We start from the raw sequence: 15,477 nt of genomic DNA, 5'->3' as shown, positions 1-15,477 counted from the left end.
ATCTTCATTAATGCTGCCGAACAATTCACTGAATCGGCAGACTTATTGTGAAAGTTGTCCCCTGTGAACTCGATTCCACATTCATCTTGCCATTATGCTCTTCAATAATTTTATGGCATATCATCAGGCCAAGACCATTACCGTTTTCCTTCGTCGTAAAAAAAGGTTTGCCAATCTTATCCATATGTTCCTGAGCAATCCCTTTACCATTGTCTGCGACAATAATAGTCAAAACTTCCTCTGATTTCGAAATCCCCACGGTCACCTTGCCCGGCTGCTCCATCGCATCAATCGCGTTCATAAGCAAATTGATCAGCACTTGCTTGATTTTGTTTCCGTCACAAAGAAACATTCCATTCTCAAGTGTTGATTTCCTGGTAATTTCGACGCACTTCTTCGCTGCTTCAGCCATCAAAAGGGTGATCGCATGATCAACCACATCATTCATGTTGAAAGTTTTAAAATCGGACTTGTGCGGTTTCGCCATCAGCATCAGTTCTTTAGAGACCGCTTCAATGCGTTTGATTTCCTCTTCCATGATAGCTAAATAGCCTTGATTCAGTTCCCTTCCCGCTTTCATAAGCTGGATGAAACCCTTAAGGCTTGTCAAAGGGTTTTTAATTTCATGGGCAATCCCTGCTGCAAGTTGGCCTACAACATTCAATTTCTCGTATTCCAGGATGAAATGCTCCGCTTTTATTTTCGCGGAAACATCACTGGTTACAGAAATCAACTCAAAAGGCTCATTCGTTTTTGGGTCACGTGTGACAGAAATCTGTGAACTGACCCAGATGTATACCCCATCTTTTCTCTTTAACCGGTATGTCAGGCTGCACACCTCTTCCCCTTCAGGCATAGCGATTTTGGCAATTCTTTTATAATCTTCACCATGGACGAATAAGGTGTACAATCTTCCGATTATTTCACCCGGGGCATAACCTAGCATGGATTGAACGGATGGTGTCACATACTTAATGAGGCCGTCTGGCGTTCTTTTACAAATAAAATCTGTGGAAGGTTCCACCCAGATTTGATCATTTGTTTTGTCTTGCTTTTGCAGCTTGCTTTCCAGATTGGATAAAAGATTACTCATGTCCACCCTCCTTTCATTAATCTTACTGAATATTTAAAATAGTTTCAAACCCAAATTGCATAATATATTATTAAAAGTAAAATTTTTACATTGGGAAATTTTTCTTCAATCTGAAAATCGATTAAATTGTTATAATCAGAATTTTCTCATATAATTAAACATAAACTTCATACTTTATGTATCACTTTCATACATTGTTATCAACAACATTAATGTTCCCCGGAATTATTCTGGATATGGTATAATTAAATTTAAATGGTAAAGCAGAGGTGGTATGATGGGGCAAACTATCGTATCAAGAATGTAACAGCTGCTGAGCGGGCGGAACAGCTTAACAGGAGGTAGGCCCTGGCTGATCCAGCCGCACGGAAATGGGCCGTTGCAGTTTCTTGGAAAATTAAATTAATAAATGGAAGCTTGATTTAAGCTTAATTTTCAGTTTACTGGGAGGTGACTCCTTACCTGCAATTCTGCAGGCTAAGGGAACTTATTTGGACATATTTAACTTGGTTTGGATAGCCATTTTAATTGCTTTAACGGCATTTTTTGTTGTTTCAGAATTTGCAATTGTTAAAGTGCGAAGTTCCAGAATCGATCAATTAATAGAAGAAGGCAGCAAAAAGGCTATACTGGCAAAAAGAGTCATTACCAATCTGGATGAGTATCTTTCAGCCTGCCAGTTGGGAATCACGATTACCGCCCTTGCTATCGGCTGGCTTGGAGAACCGGCAATTGCCGAATTGCTGAAACCGTTATTCATCAGACTCGAGGTCTCTGAATCTTTGGGCCATATCTTGTCTGTCGGGATAGCCTTTGCGACCATCACATTCCTTCACGTCGTAGTCGGAGAATTGGCTCCAAAGACATTAGCGATTCAAAAAGCAGAGTGGGTGTCGTTGAATACCGCAGGTCCGTTGATCCTGTTTTACAAGATTATGTATCCGTTTATCTGGCTGTTAAACGGATCTGCCCGACTTGCTGTTGGGCTTGTCGGACTTAAGCCTGCCTCCGAAAATGATTTGGCTCATTCTGAAGAAGAACTGCGCATTATTCTTTCTGAAAGCTTTAAAAGTGGTGAAATCAACCAGTCAGAGTTTAAGTATGTAAATAAAATCTTCGAATTCGACAACAGGATCGCCAAGGAAATCATGGTGCCCCGTACGGAAATCATATCCCTGTCATTGGAAGATACGCTGGAGACTTTCCTCCAGATTGTAAAAGAAGAAAAATTTACCCGATATCCTGTCATTGATGGTGACAAGGACCATATTGTCGGCCTCGTCAACATCAAGGAGGTCATGACTGATTTGATTCACGATCAGGACCGCGGCAAAAAAGCGATAGATTCCTATATTCGCCCCATTATCCGGGTTATCGACAGCATTCCGATTCATGACTTGCTGGTCAAGATGCAAAAAGAACGCATACACATGGCGATTTTGATGGATGAATACGGAGGCACGTCAGGTCTGGTGACAGTAGAAGATATCCTTGAAGAAATTGTTGGTGAAATTCGTGACGAGTTCGACATGGATGAAGTGCCAATGATTCGTAAAATCAAAGAAAGCCACTATATCATTGATGCTAAATTACTTGTAAGTGAGGTAAATGACCTTCTTTCACTTGATATCAACGATGAAGACGTCGATACCATTGGGGGCTGGATGCTTACCGAAAATTACGAAGTAAAACAGGGTGACGTTGTCAGCTTCGGTACTTACCATTTCAAAATCATCGAGATGGAAGAACACCATATCAAATATATCGAGGTAACAAAACAACCTGAGCAAGAAAAGCCATCAGAAAGTTTTTTTATGAATAAAACTGAAGTCGTTTCATAAGCAAAACCCGGACATATTTTCCTGTCCGGGTTTTTGCATTGTTATTTACACTTTCCACGTCTGCACATCATCAGCTTCGATGATTCCCATGACTACATCGTCTACGTCAGGGTCAGTCAGTACCTTATCCCTGACCCTGAACTTGATATCATCCGCATCTGCCAGTGTCAGTCCCTTACGAAGTTCAAGATAGCTTTCGACGTGATACTGTCTGCCCTCCTGGACGATCCTTAGTGTATTGATGTCGACCACATCTGGATCGGACAGGATCAGCTGGGCAATCCGGTCCTCAACAACCTTTGGTGCTGCGACACCAATCAGGCCTACTGTATTCTCATAACCAATCTTCAAAGCAATCCCGATCAGCAGGATTCCAATCAGCAAGGTTCCGATACCATCGAGCAAATAAAAACCAGTTACTTGTGCCAGTACAATAGAAGCCAATGCTAAAAGTGCTCCGAATGTTGCAATTAAATCTTCATAGAAAACAAGCCTTGTCGGCGGTGCAGCGAAACTGACATTCTTAAAAGCATTCGGCACGATGCCAAACCCACTTGCTTGACTTCTAGTTTCATGGGCAATTTCCTTCATCGCTTTTACCAGTATACTTCCATCAACAAGGACCGCCACTAGCATAATCACGATATTCAGCCACATATTTGATGAAGCTTTTGGATGCTGGATGAGTTCCCATCCTTTGATGACTGTTTCGTATGCCATAATCGAAATGATGATAACTGCAATGAGTACAAATAGATTCACAACCCTGCCAAAACCGGTTGGGAACCGTTTGGTTGCTTCTTTTTCAGAAATGGAACTGCCAATGAAAACGAAAAATTGGTTCAATGCATCCGCAACCGAATGAAGAGTTGTCGCCAGCATTGTGCCACTTCCGCTAATAGCAGCCGCAACACCCTTGATTATTGCAAGGAATGTATTCCCGAGAGCAGCAATCCCGGAAGACTTGTTACCTCTTTTCAAAAATTCTATCATTGATGACATTCCTCCATCCGATTATCACTTGTGTTGATATTTCTTTTACATTTTTCACATTTTTGGCTACTTTAAACATTTATTATAATTGTCCTGTACACACGTTCCCTTTTTGCAGCAGACAAAAAAGGCTGTCAGGATATCCTGGCAGCCTTTTGTCATGGTTCATGTTCGGGTCTTTGAGGCTTCTGCGACTCGTTTATTATAAGCATTGAACCGCTGCTTGACATTGATTAAAATGTCCTCTGCCAATAGTTCAATCCCGATCGCAGTAAGTGAGAATATATCCGCATAATGCTTTTTAACTTCCCATTTCAGTTCATGCTTTCCGCATATACTGTATTTGTTGACCTCCTCCATTTCCTTGCTGAGCAGGGCCAGCTGGCGATTTTTTTCTTCTTCAGGCAGTGCGACGATTTGATCGATTTTTTCAATATACTCAAGTGATCTGTCAATTTTCTCATTGACTTCATCATGCGTCTTCTTGTCGACAAGGCCATGCTTCAACTTGAATGCATTCAGGTTTCTGGCAGATTCATAAGTTGACTGAACAATTTCATCCCTGGTCATATAATCGGTTTCAAAGCTGAGCATGTATTTCCAGGATGGCTGGGTGATTGCTTTTCTATGGTCTTCGATTGTGTGGCAGAACTTTTTATAGCCGTATTTCACCGGTTGTTCAAAAGCCGGGCTTGCCGGATCGAGGAACGGCGCAAGCGGTGCGACAAAGTATGATAACCGTTTATCCCCTCCGCAGGCATTGTGGATTTCCTCGCAAAAATTAACATTATCCAGGGCACTTTGGTAATCCTGATGCGGAATGCCAACCATGAAGAAAATATCAATCTTTTTGCAGCTGTGCTTCAATGCAGCCTGAAGCGTTTCAATTACTTTCGCATTCGTGCAGTTGAATTTCCCATTAAAACGGCGAATCTTTTCATCATGTGTTTCCAGGGTTAATTCAATGCTGTACTTGGGCACTGCCTGCTCGATTTTTCTAAAAAACTCTTCATTGGCATACTGGAACAGTTCAAAAACCAGTTCATTCTTAAGGTTGATTTGGCTTAGGCGGTCAAAAAACTCATCAACATACTCTTTGCCTGCCTGGCGGATATCATGAAGAATGAAAATCGGCGCTCTGCTGAAGCGCTGAATGAACAAAATGTCCTCTATTAATTTCTGTGGAGACCGTTTGGCAAGCACTTTACGGTTGCAGTTATCCTTATATGATTGCTTGGAGCCTCCGCAAATCAGGCATCCCTGTGTACAACCTTTTGCTGTGAGTATTGCTGTATTCGGATATTGGAGCCAGCCATTGTATGGCAGCGGGTCCAGGAAATTTTTATACTTGAACACAGACTTGATTGTATATCGATAGCCTGGTATATCAAATTCATCCAGACTGTCGGGGACATGGCTTAAAGGATTGTAAACAGGAGTATTGCCATCCTTCCATGTCAAGTTTGGAATTCCCCCAGGCTGATGTGTGCCATACTTCAAATACTTAATCAAAAGCAGCATCAATTTTTCGGTAGAATCGCCTCTCATGACAAAATCTATGAAGGGATACTCGATTAATTCTTTATGGTAATAGGTTGCAGATAGTCCGCCAAAAACGATGGGGGTTTGCGGGTGAAGATTTTTTACAATTTTGGCAAGTTCTATGCTGCCATGAGCATGGGGAAGCCAGTGCAGATCAATCCCAAAAGCACGTGTCTTGATTTTTTTCAGTTTCTTTTCCACATCGAAGCTCTCATCCATCAGCATCCGGTTTGCTATATTGATGATTTTCACCCGAAGTCCCTGACGTTCCAAATATTCCGCAATACTTGTCAGCCCAATAGGATACATTTCAAAAACGGGAGATGACGGAACAACATCACTGATTGGGCCAGCCAGCAATGCATTTTTCCGGAAATCATATACACTTGGTGCATGGAGAAGAACTAAATCGTATTTCAAAGTACTCACCTCGAAAAAATAGACTCTATTTAAATACCTGACAATGTTTGATTACACTTTAATCATAACTCCGGCCCCCTCCGTCCAAGACCAGTAATGGTAAATATTTTGTGAACAACTGAACATTCAATGTTCTAAAAGCTTATTGTAAACCACGTGCGACAAGCGTTTGCAGATTTATGAACGTTTTGTGGAAGTCTAAAACCATTTAATAAACAAAAAGAGACTGCATTTCGGCAATCTCTCCAAAATCTATTTTTCTTGCTGAACGATCAGGATTTCTTCCTCGACTCTTCCCAATTTCAACAAATGGGAATCAAGGCGTTTATGAATCGTGCTGAATTCAGCATTGTTCTTCGTTTCTGTCTGGGTCATTAACTCTTTCAGCATATTTTCGATTTTTGCACTTTGAAGCTCTTCCATTCTTTCCAGTGCGTCTTTTATATCTGTTATATCGATTTGGTTAGAAGTTACGCGATGCTCGATGCTATCCACTTTCTCAAGTCGGTCGAGTCTCTTTTCTATGCTTTCGGTCCGTTTATTCAGGGAATCGATTGAACTTTCGATTCCTTTTAACAGATTAACGATTTCAGATAAACCTTCCATTTCAGCATGCTCCCCTTCATTTGGCTTACATCAATTTTAACACCATTAAACATATCGATATGTTACAAAACTGGTAACAAATGCGGCCGATGTTTTCAAATCTGACATATTTTCAGTTGTATTCCCAGGGTGCCTCCTCAAAAGATCAAAGCAACAGCAAAAAAGCAGACCGCATGAAATTGCATGTCTGCTTTCTGTATGGTCAATTGCTTCCGGATGTTGCCTTCAGACCAATAATCCCGATTAAGATGAAGGCGACAAACATCAGCCTCAAAAGATTACGCGGCTCCCCGAACAGGATCATTCCAAGAATGACGGCACCTGCCGCACCAATTCCTGTCCAGATAGCATATGCGGTGCCAATCGGCAGTGTTTTGACAGCCATCGATAAAAAATAGAAGCTTATTGCCATCCCTGCCAGCGTAATTAATGAAGGTATTAGCTTCGTGAATCCCTCTGTATATTTCAGGCCAATTGCCCAAACCACTTCAAATATGCCAGCTATTACTAAAAAAATCCAAGCCATGCTCATTGCTCCTTTCATTAAGGTTGTTTTCGTAAAGATTGTTGTTAAAATCTTAAAGCCGATTTTAACGTGCTATATGCAATTTTGCAGTTCGCTTTTAAGTGTGCAAGCTCTTTTCTCTTAATAAGCTTTAATTTTATAAAGAAAACTAGGTCATTCAATCCCATTTAGTAGTCAATAGCAACAAAGTTTGAGAAAAGAGCCTTCATAAAAAAAACCGGGAGATATCATTTCGATATCTCCCGGGTTTTTATCCCTCCGTGTACACAGGTGTTCCTGTGCGTCCTCTCTCGGACCAGACCAGCAGTGCTGCCGCGGAACCCTAGAGGACTTTTCATAAGAGGAATAATATCATAATTGAACTGCACAGTCAAAAGAATGCGTTAATTCGCAAGGAGCTCCCTGTTCATCATGGCTTCGTATTCATTCGATGGCAAAGGCGGCGAATAGTAATAGCCCTGGACTTCCTGGCAGCCCAGTGACTTCAGCAAGTTAATCTGTGATTCTGTCTCCACTCCCTCGGCAATGACCTTCAACTTAAGGTTCGTTGCCATGGAAACGATCGTAGAAATAATTTCGCGATTTTCCTGGTAGTGTGAAACGAAGCTTTGGTCGATCTTCAGGCGATCGACTGAAAGCTTGCTCAAATAGCTCAATGAGCTGTACCCTGTTCCAAAATCATCGATGCTCACTTCAATCCCAATTTCTCTCAGGGCCTGAAGCTGTTCATTAATGCTGTCTTCCTTCTTGATCATGATACTTTCGGTCACTTCGATTTCAATCAATTCACCCACTAGACCATACTCTTTAAGAGATTGCTGCATGAACTTTACGAAATCCTCCTGATAAAAATGGATGATCGAGATATTGATGGATGTCCGCGGAACCTCGTACCTCTGCTCCTTCCAGGCGACAAGCTGACTGAACACCTGCCTGATGATCATCCTCTCAAGCGGAACAATCAAATTTGCCTCCTCGGCAATCGGGATGAACACTCCTGGAGGAATCATTCCGTGGCGGGGATGCTTCCATCTTGCTAATGCTTCTGCCCCGGTTATTTCATTTGTGATGGCATTGTACTTTGGCTGATAGAAAACAGTAAGCAAATCATTATTGATTGCGTTACGCAATTCATTCTCCAGTTCAAATTTATTGACATCCTGATCGACCATGCTTTCGTCAAAAAACTGGAAGTGATTCGTTCCGTTCTCCTTCGCTTTATACATAGCCATGTCGGCGTACTTCAGCAACAGCTCAAGATCTCTTGTATCATCTGGAAAATGGGCAATCCCGATACTTGCCGTAATCAGGAACTCCATTCCCCCGGCAAATAGCGGTGTCTGGAACGCCTTGATCACTTCTGCTGCGACGATTTCCGGCTTATTCCCTTCCGTCACGAGAATCGCGAACTCATCACCGCCGATTCTGGCAACCAGGCAGTTCTCGGGTGTCACCTTTGCAAGTTCCCTGCCGATTTGCACGAGAATCTTATCACCAAACGAGTGGCCAAACGTGTCATTGATCCTTTTAAAACGGTCAAAATCAAGGTAAATCAAAGAAAAGATTTCATCCTTAATGTACAATCCTGCCATCACTTTTTCTAAATTGCGTCTGTTCGGCAAATTGGTCAGTTCATCGTGATACGCAAGGTACTCAATCATTTTGTCTGCCTTGTTTTGTTCAGTAATGTCCCTGACAATTCCAAAGACACCAACAGTTGTATTTTTAACGATGATCCTTACGGCCGTGATTCTCACTTCGGCGAAGGTTGAATCCGCCTTTTTCAAAGAGGTTTCAATCACTTTGGTCTCGCCGCTCAACACTCTCCGGTAATATTTCCTGATTTTCTCCCCTTCTTCGCTGCTGCCAATCAACTCGATAAAATGGAGACCAGTGAGTTCATTCGCTGTATAGCCTGTCAGCTCAACAGCCTCTTTATTCACATTCAGGATAGACCCCTGTAAATCAACCCTGAAGACTGCATCGGGATTATGGCTGAACAAGGATAAATGAGACTGGACATTCTTCATGATCAATTTTTCGCCGAAAAGGTCTGGAATCAGCATAAAGAATAAATTAGCCAGGGCCATATAGATAAATGGTGCCATAAAGGATTGGATTCCTGCCCCTTCGGTGATCGGCATCATCGAAGTCAGGACAATATAAGGGATTCCGCCTAAGGCCATGCCGCCAAAGACACTCCCCCAATACTTATATTTTTTTATAAACTCATAGATATCCTCATTCGTAATCTGCATCAGGAACCTGAGCAGCAAAAAGGATGTGACTGACACCATGAAAGTGCTTAAAATCGCTAAAGCCCACTGGATCTCAATTGTATCTCTGAAAATGATATAGAATGCGGTATACTCTGCAATCATAATGCTGGCAGCGATCAACAGACTTGTGTATATGTACTGTGGCGTATTAGCAATATCTCTTTGCGCAAGGCTCAAAGATGAGTATGCTCCTATCGAGCAAATGCCATAGAACAGAAGAAAAAATAAATAGAAGTTGCCCGTTGAAAACGGAACACCTGCTGAAATGATCACGAAAATATGTGTCAATAAAAAGGTAAATGCCAGAAGCAGTGAATACAGAGCGATTCTTCGTTTTTTTCTATCCGTATTTTTTTTGACCTGTCTGCTGAATTCGACCGCCATGATTGATGAAATGATTAAAAAGACAACGGTCAAAGCTATTGTTTTTATGTCAAATATGTACATTTGGGGAATCTCCATCCTGCCCCTCGTTTCTGTCTTTTTAAGGCTGTTTTCGGATTGAATGCGGCTTTTTGATCACACTTATCCGAATTCTTGCTGGCTGCGGGGCTCATTTCGAATTTGCTTCCGAATCAGATTGCAGAAGTATTCGTTGTTTTTTGCTTTAAAAGCACAAAGAGCCTTCTTTCAATGCAATGCCTGTCAGGCTATAAAAAGAGCAAGTTTTTTAAATGGACTTCAGTTTAGTCCAGACGACAATTTCCCTGTAAAAGAACAAACCTTTTTCAATATTATACATTAATCATCAATGAAAAAAGCGACAAAAAAATCATTTTCTAAATTTTCAAAATGAAATAACCCACAAAATTGGCAACTATTATATAATGAAAGTAGAAAAAAGCCTCTTTATCTTTTGTTCAGCCCCTTACCCTTTACATCGATTTAATTCTTCTCAGTTCATTTATCGGCCATAAACATGGAATTCTTAAGAGAGAAACACCTGTAAGCGTTTTTTGTTTTGACCCATTTAACATGTCAGCATTTTTTGAAAGGAGGAATTGTAATGAAAACTGGGAGAAAAAGAGGGATTCTGTTCATTTTTACAACGGTCATGAAAGCTTTATCCGCAATCGTCTGGCCCATCACTGGCTTTCTTTTTGACCTATTGGCCAATTTATATCCTTTGTTCACGATCATAGGCACAATAGCAGGAGCAGCACACGGTACGTTTGCAATCAGGAAAAAGCAAGGTGAAAAAGAAGAAAAAAAGTCCTGGCCAATCATAGAGTCCAGTGTGGGAGAGATTAGGCAGGCAGTCAGAATATATTCCGATCAACTCCCGAAAGGTGTTTACCGAACGATCCTTGTAAAGGACGATCATAGCATTGACTTAGAACAACTCGCACCTATCTTGAAAGGTATCCCCGCACAGAAATTTTACATGTCAAAGGAAACCTACGATATTTTTGCCGAGAATGAGAAGGACCTTGCGATCACACTCGATAAAGTCCAAAGAGCAGTAGACCACTATGTGAAAGAATTTAAAGAGTATCCCGTTTTGCCATTTGACCCATCGAACAGGGTGAACTATTATCAGCTGTTGAAAGCTCATTGTCTTGATGCAGAGCCGGAAATCGAGTTGTATATCACGAATTACGATGGTCTTGTCACTCATAAACAACCAGAGAAAAACAGCACAATGATGAAAATGTGAAGATCAAGCCAATGATCAAAATAAAATGGAAATTAAATATAATCCGAGCAATAGGAAAATAAAAAAGATAATCCCTGTTGAAACCTTTATCAGACTATTTGCCGACTCGAAGGTTTGACTGTTAATATTTTTCTGTACAGAAAAGTAATGAATGGTCGCAAGGAACAGGATGGTCAGTCCGATCAGCAGGGAAAAAATACTGACAAAAACAGCGATCGTGTCGGCAAGCTGGCTCACTGATTTGATATTGTTGAAATGCAGACTTGATGCCAAAAATCCAATCCCAATAATGGCGATGGATGTCCTGACCCATGCAAGATAAGTTCGTTCGTTCGCAAGATGCTGCTGGATATATTTAGATTCAAGCGTTTTATTCTCTTCCATTCCGATCCCCCTCTTCGATATCACATAAAGTTTACCACGTGAACACCATGCTTCCCCATCATATGCTCAACCCTACCCACTTTCTGCCTGTTTTATCATTCCTCCCGAATGGGAATAGTTATGCATCCTTATATAGGAGGGTGGAATTATATGATGTATTTTATGATTGCGGTAAAATTGGTCATCGGGCTTGCTGCCCTGATTATTGTAACCAGACTGCTTGGCAAAAAGGAGATGTCTCAGGTCACCCCTTTCGATTTTGTCTATGCAGTCGTTTTAGGCGGGTTGGTCGAGGAGAACCTGTTTAAAAAGTCATTTTCTACGATCTGGGAAATGCTTTTCGGAATTGGTGTCTGGGGACTGTTAATTTTCGTTGTTGAAAAAACAACCCAGAAATCTGATAAACTTCGGCCAATCCTGAAAGGACAGGCAGAATCTCTTGTCAAGAATGGGGATATCCAGATTAAAAACCTGAATAATGCTGAGCTTGAAATGGAGCAATTAAAATCCCTGTTACGGCTTAAAGGCGTTTTTTCAATGAATGATGTGAAGGATGTCATACTCGAAACAAGTGGAAACATCAGCGTCCTGTTAAAGCCTCAAGCACAACCCCCGACATACGCAGGGCTTGATGTACACGCTCCGAGAACGGAAATCGCTGAAACTGTCGTTGATGAAGGAAAGCCAGTATTGAAAGGTCTTAGAAATATTGGGAAGGATGAGAAATGGCTCAATCAAAAACTGACTGAGGAAGGAATACAAAAGCTGGATGAGGTCTATTTCGCTGAATGGTCCGAGTCTGATGGATTCTTTATCCAGCAGAAGAGCTAAAGCAGATTTTAACTGCCGCGATTCCATCAGCCCCTGGATACGGTATAATGAAGGTGGGAGGCTGATGCAAGTGGAAGGAAAGAAAAAGGAAACTGCTGAACTGGATGAGGAAACTCTATTCATGGTGTCGCAAACATTCAAGGCCTTATCCGATCCGACTCGTCTGAGGATTCTTCACCTGCTGTTCCAGGGAGAACATTCAGTCAATGAAATTGCCGAAAAACTGTCATTACTGCAATCAACTGTCTCACATCAATTGCGTTTTTTAAAAAACCTCAGGCTCGTCAAATTCAGGAGAGAGGGTACAACCCTTTATTACACCCATGACGACGAACATGTCATTGACCTGCTGCAGCAAAGCATAGAACATGCCAGCCATCATTGAAGTTGATTGGCTGGCATTTTTTTAAAAAGTCTAATTACAAGGCCCATGCGCACATGGACATCCGTGTTCCTCCGCTTCGACCTGAAGTGTGCTATGGTCGATGCTAAAACGGTCATGCAGAAGTGTCTGCGCTGCCTTGAGTACACGGTCATGTGCTCCTTCCCCTTTGACGGCAATATGGCCGCTAAGCATGAAAACCCCTGATGTGATCGACCAAACATGGACATCGTGCACATCCTTTACTTCTGGAATCTTCATGATTTCTTCTTTCACTTCATGCACTTTAATCTGTTCTGGGGTGCCTTCCATCAGTACATGAAAGCTATCCTTCGTAACCCTGAAGCCGCTGATGATGATCAGGATCGCTACTGCGACACTTGCGATTGGATCCGCAAGTCCCCAGCCAAAAAAGTAGATGAGCAATGCTGCAACGATTGCGCCAACTGAGCCTAGCATGTCACCTATTACATGAAGAAAAGCACTCCTGATGTTCAAATTCTCATCTTTGTCACCACGCATTAAAATCCATGCCGCAACAATATTGACCAGCAAACCAATAACAGAAATGGTCAGCATTCCCAGACTCTGCACTTCAGGAGGATTGGCCAGGCGATGGTATGCTTCGACAAAGATATAAACCGAGATGATGATCAAAGTCAGACCGTTGAGGGCAGCTGCGATAATTTCAAAACGTTTGAATCCGTATGTCTTGGAGTGTGTAGCTTTTTTTTCACCAAGCTTCATCGCAAATAAACTTAACCCAAGTGCTGCCGCATCAGAAAGCATGTGGCCGGCATCGGAAAGAAGTGCCAGACTGTTTGTAAGGATGCCTCCGATTACTTCTACAATCATGAACGCTGAGATTAAAAGGAAAGACCAGAACAATGCCTTTTTATTGTTTGAATGACTATGGCCATGACTGTGACCATGCGAATGATTATGACCCATTTGTCAGACCCTCCTTTACATATATGAATATATGCTCATATATATTATTATGACTCAATTGCAAAATTGGTTCAACAATAAGCTTGTCTATTTTATTTACCTTATTATTATGTTTTTTACACATAAAAAAACCGCTGGTATCAGCGGTTCTGTCCTGGACTTATAAATATTTGCGGTGGACCCCTTTTCCATCATACGTGTAAAGCATGGCCCTGCCTTCGACAATCGTTTCAATATGACACTTTCGGCCCCATAGCTGATGGATATACGGGAGAACTTTTTCAAGGTATTTAATGTCCAATTCTATTCCTTCGAAGCCATGCGTTATATATAGCTCACCGTTTTTAAGGTAATCACCATCTGTCACAGTCAGATAAGGGAACCCGCCATTCACTCTCATCCCTACAAGCTGGTCACGGACTTGTTCCCAGGCTTTGTCTACGACTTTGTATTCCCTGCCCTGCTTTTGGAAAAGATACATATCCTCTCGCATGACAAGATCCTTGGTCAGGTAATTGCGTAAAAATGATATATCCGATTCAATCTCACGGACTTCGAACATTTTTTCCCTTCCTGATCCTGGTTTGACACCTCGTCGTTTCATTTCCTCAGTTGGATTATCATACCGCTCTTCTATATCTTCAAACATTTTAATACCAAGATAATATGGGTTGATTCCTGTCTTCGATGGCTGAACAACACCAGCATTCAATTTGGCGAACTCGATTGACTCCCCGCTGGTCAGGTCCATCTCTCGGAGAATCCGTTGGTGCCAGTAAGATGCCCATCCCTCGTTCATGATTTTCGTCTCCAGCTGCGGCCAAAAATAGAGCATTTCCTCACGCATCATCGTCAGGATATCCCTTTGCCAGTCAGCCAACTCCCGGCTGTAGCTTTCGATGAATAAAAGAAGATCTTTCTCCGGCCTTGGCGGGAATTTCTTTTTCTTGTTAGCTTCTTTGGGCTGTGCATTTTTTGTATCAAGATCCCAAAGATCATCATATGGACTGGCTGCAGTTACTGGTTCATCATCACCGTCATCGTCTTCGATTGACCATGCGAGCTTTGGCCTCATTAATGAAGGATCGATATGCTCTTCAATCGCCAATACAGCATCCAGAAATGACTCAACTGCTTGTTTCCCATGCTCGATTTCATATTTGCGGATCCGTTCCGCGGTCGCTGCCATGCTCTCAACCATATCCCTTTTCGTATTCTGGAAACGTACATTATTTTTGAAAAAATCGCAATGAGCGAGTACATGGGCAACAATTAATTTGTTCTGGATCAGCGAATTCGAATCAAGCAGGAAAGCATAACAGGGATTCGAATTGATTACCAATTCATAAATCTTCGATAGCCCCAAATCATAATGAAGCTTCATTTTATGGAACTGTTTTCCGAAGCTCCAATGTGAAAATCTCGTTGGCATCCCGTATGCCCCAAATGTATAGATGATTTCGGCAGGACAAATTTCATATCGCATCGGATAAAAATCCAGCCCAAATCCCTTTGCAATCTCAGTAATTTCAGAAATGGCATATTCTAGAGACTTCTGTTCTTCCGACACCATCTCTCCCCCTTTCACCTCTTACAACAATGTATGAGAAAAAAAGGAGAAAGATGAACAGGTTAAAAACTTTACTGCTGTTGCTGTTCAGTTACGCTAAGGCTTACTAATCGGTTGTTTTTCAAATCATGTGTGATTTGTACGGTCATAAAAACTGGTTTCCCGTTTACATTTACTTTGTACTGGAAGGAGTCCAGCACCTGCCGATCATCAATTTGCTTTCGGCCCATATACTTATAATCCTGGACCTCCTCACCGGGAAAATCTTCTTTGATCACGGCGGTAGCGATCCGGCCATATTTTTCATAATCAGGCCTTTGCGCACCACTATCTATACTTAGGGAGCCGATGGACATAAGCATGGTTACTGTTAATGATAAAAGAAACTTTTTCATTTATAAC

The 15,477-nt window shown here is 41.7% G+C and carries 14 protein-coding genes and 1 riboswitch; of the genes, 4 read left to right on the top strand and 10 right to left on the bottom strand.

Annotated features, from left to right (window positions below):
* Positions 1-25: 25 nt before the first annotated feature.
* Complete coding sequence (locus FS736_RS00410) at positions 26-1,093, bottom strand: ATP-binding protein (RefSeq protein WP_144474393.1); 1,068 nt, start codon at positions 1,091-1,093, stop codon at positions 26-28.
* A gap of 491 nt (positions 1,094-1,584) precedes the next feature.
* Here FS736_RS00410 and FS736_RS00405 point away from each other — a divergent pair, with 491 nt between their 5' ends.
* Complete coding sequence (locus FS736_RS00405; protein WP_144474391.1) at positions 1,585-2,934, top strand: hemolysin family protein; 1,350 nt, start codon at positions 1,585-1,587, stop codon at positions 2,932-2,934.
* A gap of 45 nt (positions 2,935-2,979) precedes the next feature.
* On the opposite strand, the gene FS736_RS00400 is transcribed toward FS736_RS00405, so the two are convergent.
* The 5 genes from FS736_RS00400 to FS736_RS00380 form a co-directional block, all read right to left on the bottom strand.
* Complete coding sequence (locus tag FS736_RS00400; protein WP_144474389.1) at positions 2,980-3,936, bottom strand: cation diffusion facilitator family transporter; 957 nt, start codon at positions 3,934-3,936, stop codon at positions 2,980-2,982.
* 156 nt (positions 3,937-4,092) lie between these two features.
* Positions 4,093-5,889: a TIGR04190 family B12-binding domain/radical SAM domain protein gene (locus FS736_RS00395; RefSeq protein WP_144474387.1), complete on the bottom strand. Its 1,797-nt coding sequence runs from the start codon at positions 5,887-5,889 to the stop codon at positions 4,093-4,095.
* A 252-nt stretch (positions 5,890-6,141) separates the two neighbouring features.
* Positions 6,142-6,495, bottom strand: a complete 354-nt coding sequence (locus tag FS736_RS00390) for a hypothetical protein (protein ID WP_144474385.1) — start codon at positions 6,493-6,495, stop codon at positions 6,142-6,144.
* A 202-nt stretch (positions 6,496-6,697) separates the two neighbouring features.
* On the bottom strand, positions 6,698-7,021 hold the full coding sequence (sugE, locus tag FS736_RS00385; protein ID WP_144474383.1) for a quaternary ammonium compound efflux SMR transporter SugE: 324 nt from the start codon (positions 7,019-7,021) through the stop codon (positions 6,698-6,700).
* 237 nt (positions 7,022-7,258) lie between these two features.
* A riboswitch (guanidine-I (ykkC/yxkD leader) is annotated at positions 7,259-7,358 on the bottom strand.
* Positions 7,359-7,404: 46 nt separating this feature from the next.
* A complete protein-coding gene (locus FS736_RS00380) occupies positions 7,405-9,747 on the bottom strand; it encodes a sensor domain-containing protein (RefSeq protein WP_186326620.1) in 2,343 nt (780 codons plus the stop codon).
* Between the two features lie 559 nt (positions 9,748-10,306).
* Here FS736_RS00380 and FS736_RS00375 point away from each other — a divergent pair.
* Entirely contained in the window at positions 10,307-10,957 is a 651-nt protein-coding gene (locus FS736_RS00375; RefSeq protein ID WP_144474379.1) for a DUF3939 domain-containing protein, read from the top strand.
* Between the two features lie 15 nt (positions 10,958-10,972).
* Here FS736_RS00375 and FS736_RS00370 read toward each other — a convergent pair whose 3' ends face one another.
* A complete protein-coding gene (locus FS736_RS00370; protein ID WP_144474377.1) occupies positions 10,973-11,341 on the bottom strand; it encodes a YidH family protein in 369 nt (122 codons plus the stop codon).
* A gap of 150 nt (positions 11,342-11,491) precedes the next feature.
* On the opposite strand from FS736_RS00370, the gene FS736_RS00365 reads away from it, so the two are divergent.
* A complete protein-coding gene (locus FS736_RS00365; protein WP_186326619.1) occupies positions 11,492-12,172 on the top strand; it encodes a DUF421 domain-containing protein in 681 nt (226 codons plus the stop codon).
* A 64-nt stretch (positions 12,173-12,236) separates the two neighbouring features.
* Positions 12,237-12,557: an ArsR/SmtB family transcription factor gene (locus tag FS736_RS00360; protein WP_144474373.1), complete on the top strand. Its 321-nt coding sequence runs from the start codon at positions 12,237-12,239 to the stop codon at positions 12,555-12,557.
* 30 nt (positions 12,558-12,587) lie between these two features.
* Here FS736_RS00360 and FS736_RS00355 read toward each other — a convergent pair whose 3' ends face one another.
* The 3 genes from FS736_RS00355 to FS736_RS00345 form a co-directional block, all read right to left on the bottom strand.
* The gene (locus FS736_RS00355; RefSeq protein ID WP_144474371.1) at positions 12,588-13,505 is read right to left on the bottom strand and encodes a cation diffusion facilitator family transporter; all 918 of its coding nucleotides are present in this window, start codon (positions 13,503-13,505) and stop codon (positions 12,588-12,590) included.
* A gap of 160 nt (positions 13,506-13,665) precedes the next feature.
* Positions 13,666-15,078 (bottom strand): SpoVR family protein, encoded by a 1,413-nt coding sequence (locus tag FS736_RS00350; protein WP_144474369.1) that lies wholly within the window; start codon positions 15,076-15,078, stop codon positions 13,666-13,668.
* A 68-nt stretch (positions 15,079-15,146) separates the two neighbouring features.
* Complete coding sequence (locus tag FS736_RS00345; protein ID WP_144474367.1) at positions 15,147-15,470, bottom strand: DUF3889 domain-containing protein; 324 nt, start codon at positions 15,468-15,470, stop codon at positions 15,147-15,149.
* Positions 15,471-15,477: the final 7 nt, after the last annotated feature.

It is taken from the genome of Cytobacillus oceanisediminis 2691, assembly GCF_007678455.1.
GTDB lineage: Bacteria > Bacillota > Bacilli > Bacillales > Cytobacillaceae > Mesobacillus > Mesobacillus oceanisediminis_A.
This window is presented reverse-complemented; position numbering and strand designations above follow the sequence as displayed.

Excerpts from the sequence above, each read along its gene's own strand:
- FS736_RS00410 (WP_144474393.1), bottom strand. The coding sequence starts at position 1,093 with ATGAGTAATCTTTTATCCAATCTGGAAAGCAAGCTGCAAAAGCAAGAC.
- FS736_RS00400 (WP_144474389.1), bottom strand. The coding sequence starts at position 3,936 with ATGTCATCAATGATAGAATTTTTGAAAAGAGGTAACAAGTCTTCCGGG.
- FS736_RS00390 (WP_144474385.1), bottom strand. The coding sequence starts at position 6,495 with ATGGAAGGTTTATCTGAAATCGTTAATCTGTTAAAAGGAATCGAAAGT.
- sugE (WP_144474383.1), bottom strand. The coding sequence starts at position 7,021 with ATGGCTTGGATTTTTTTAGTAATAGCTGGCATATTTGAAGTGGTTTGG.
- FS736_RS00380 (WP_186326620.1), bottom strand. The coding sequence starts at position 9,747 with ATGTACATATTTGACATAAAAACAATAGCTTTGACCGTTGTCTTTTTA.
- FS736_RS00375 (WP_144474379.1), top strand. The coding sequence starts at position 10,307 with ATGAAAACTGGGAGAAAAAGAGGGATTCTGTTCATTTTTACAACGGTC.
- FS736_RS00370 (WP_144474377.1), bottom strand. The coding sequence starts at position 11,341 with ATGGAAGAGAATAAAACGCTTGAATCTAAATATATCCAGCAGCATCTT.
- FS736_RS00365 (WP_186326619.1), top strand. The coding sequence starts at position 11,492 with ATGATGTATTTTATGATTGCGGTAAAATTGGTCATCGGGCTTGCTGCC.
- FS736_RS00360 (WP_144474373.1), top strand. The coding sequence starts at position 12,237 with ATGCAAGTGGAAGGAAAGAAAAAGGAAACTGCTGAACTGGATGAGGAA.
- FS736_RS00355 (WP_144474371.1), bottom strand. The coding sequence starts at position 13,505 with ATGGGTCATAATCATTCGCATGGTCACAGTCATGGCCATAGTCATTCA.
- FS736_RS00350 (WP_144474369.1), bottom strand. The coding sequence starts at position 15,078 with ATGGTGTCGGAAGAACAGAAGTCTCTAGAATATGCCATTTCTGAAATT.
- FS736_RS00345 (WP_144474367.1), bottom strand. The coding sequence starts at position 15,470 with ATGAAAAAGTTTCTTTTATCATTAACAGTAACCATGCTTATGTCCATC.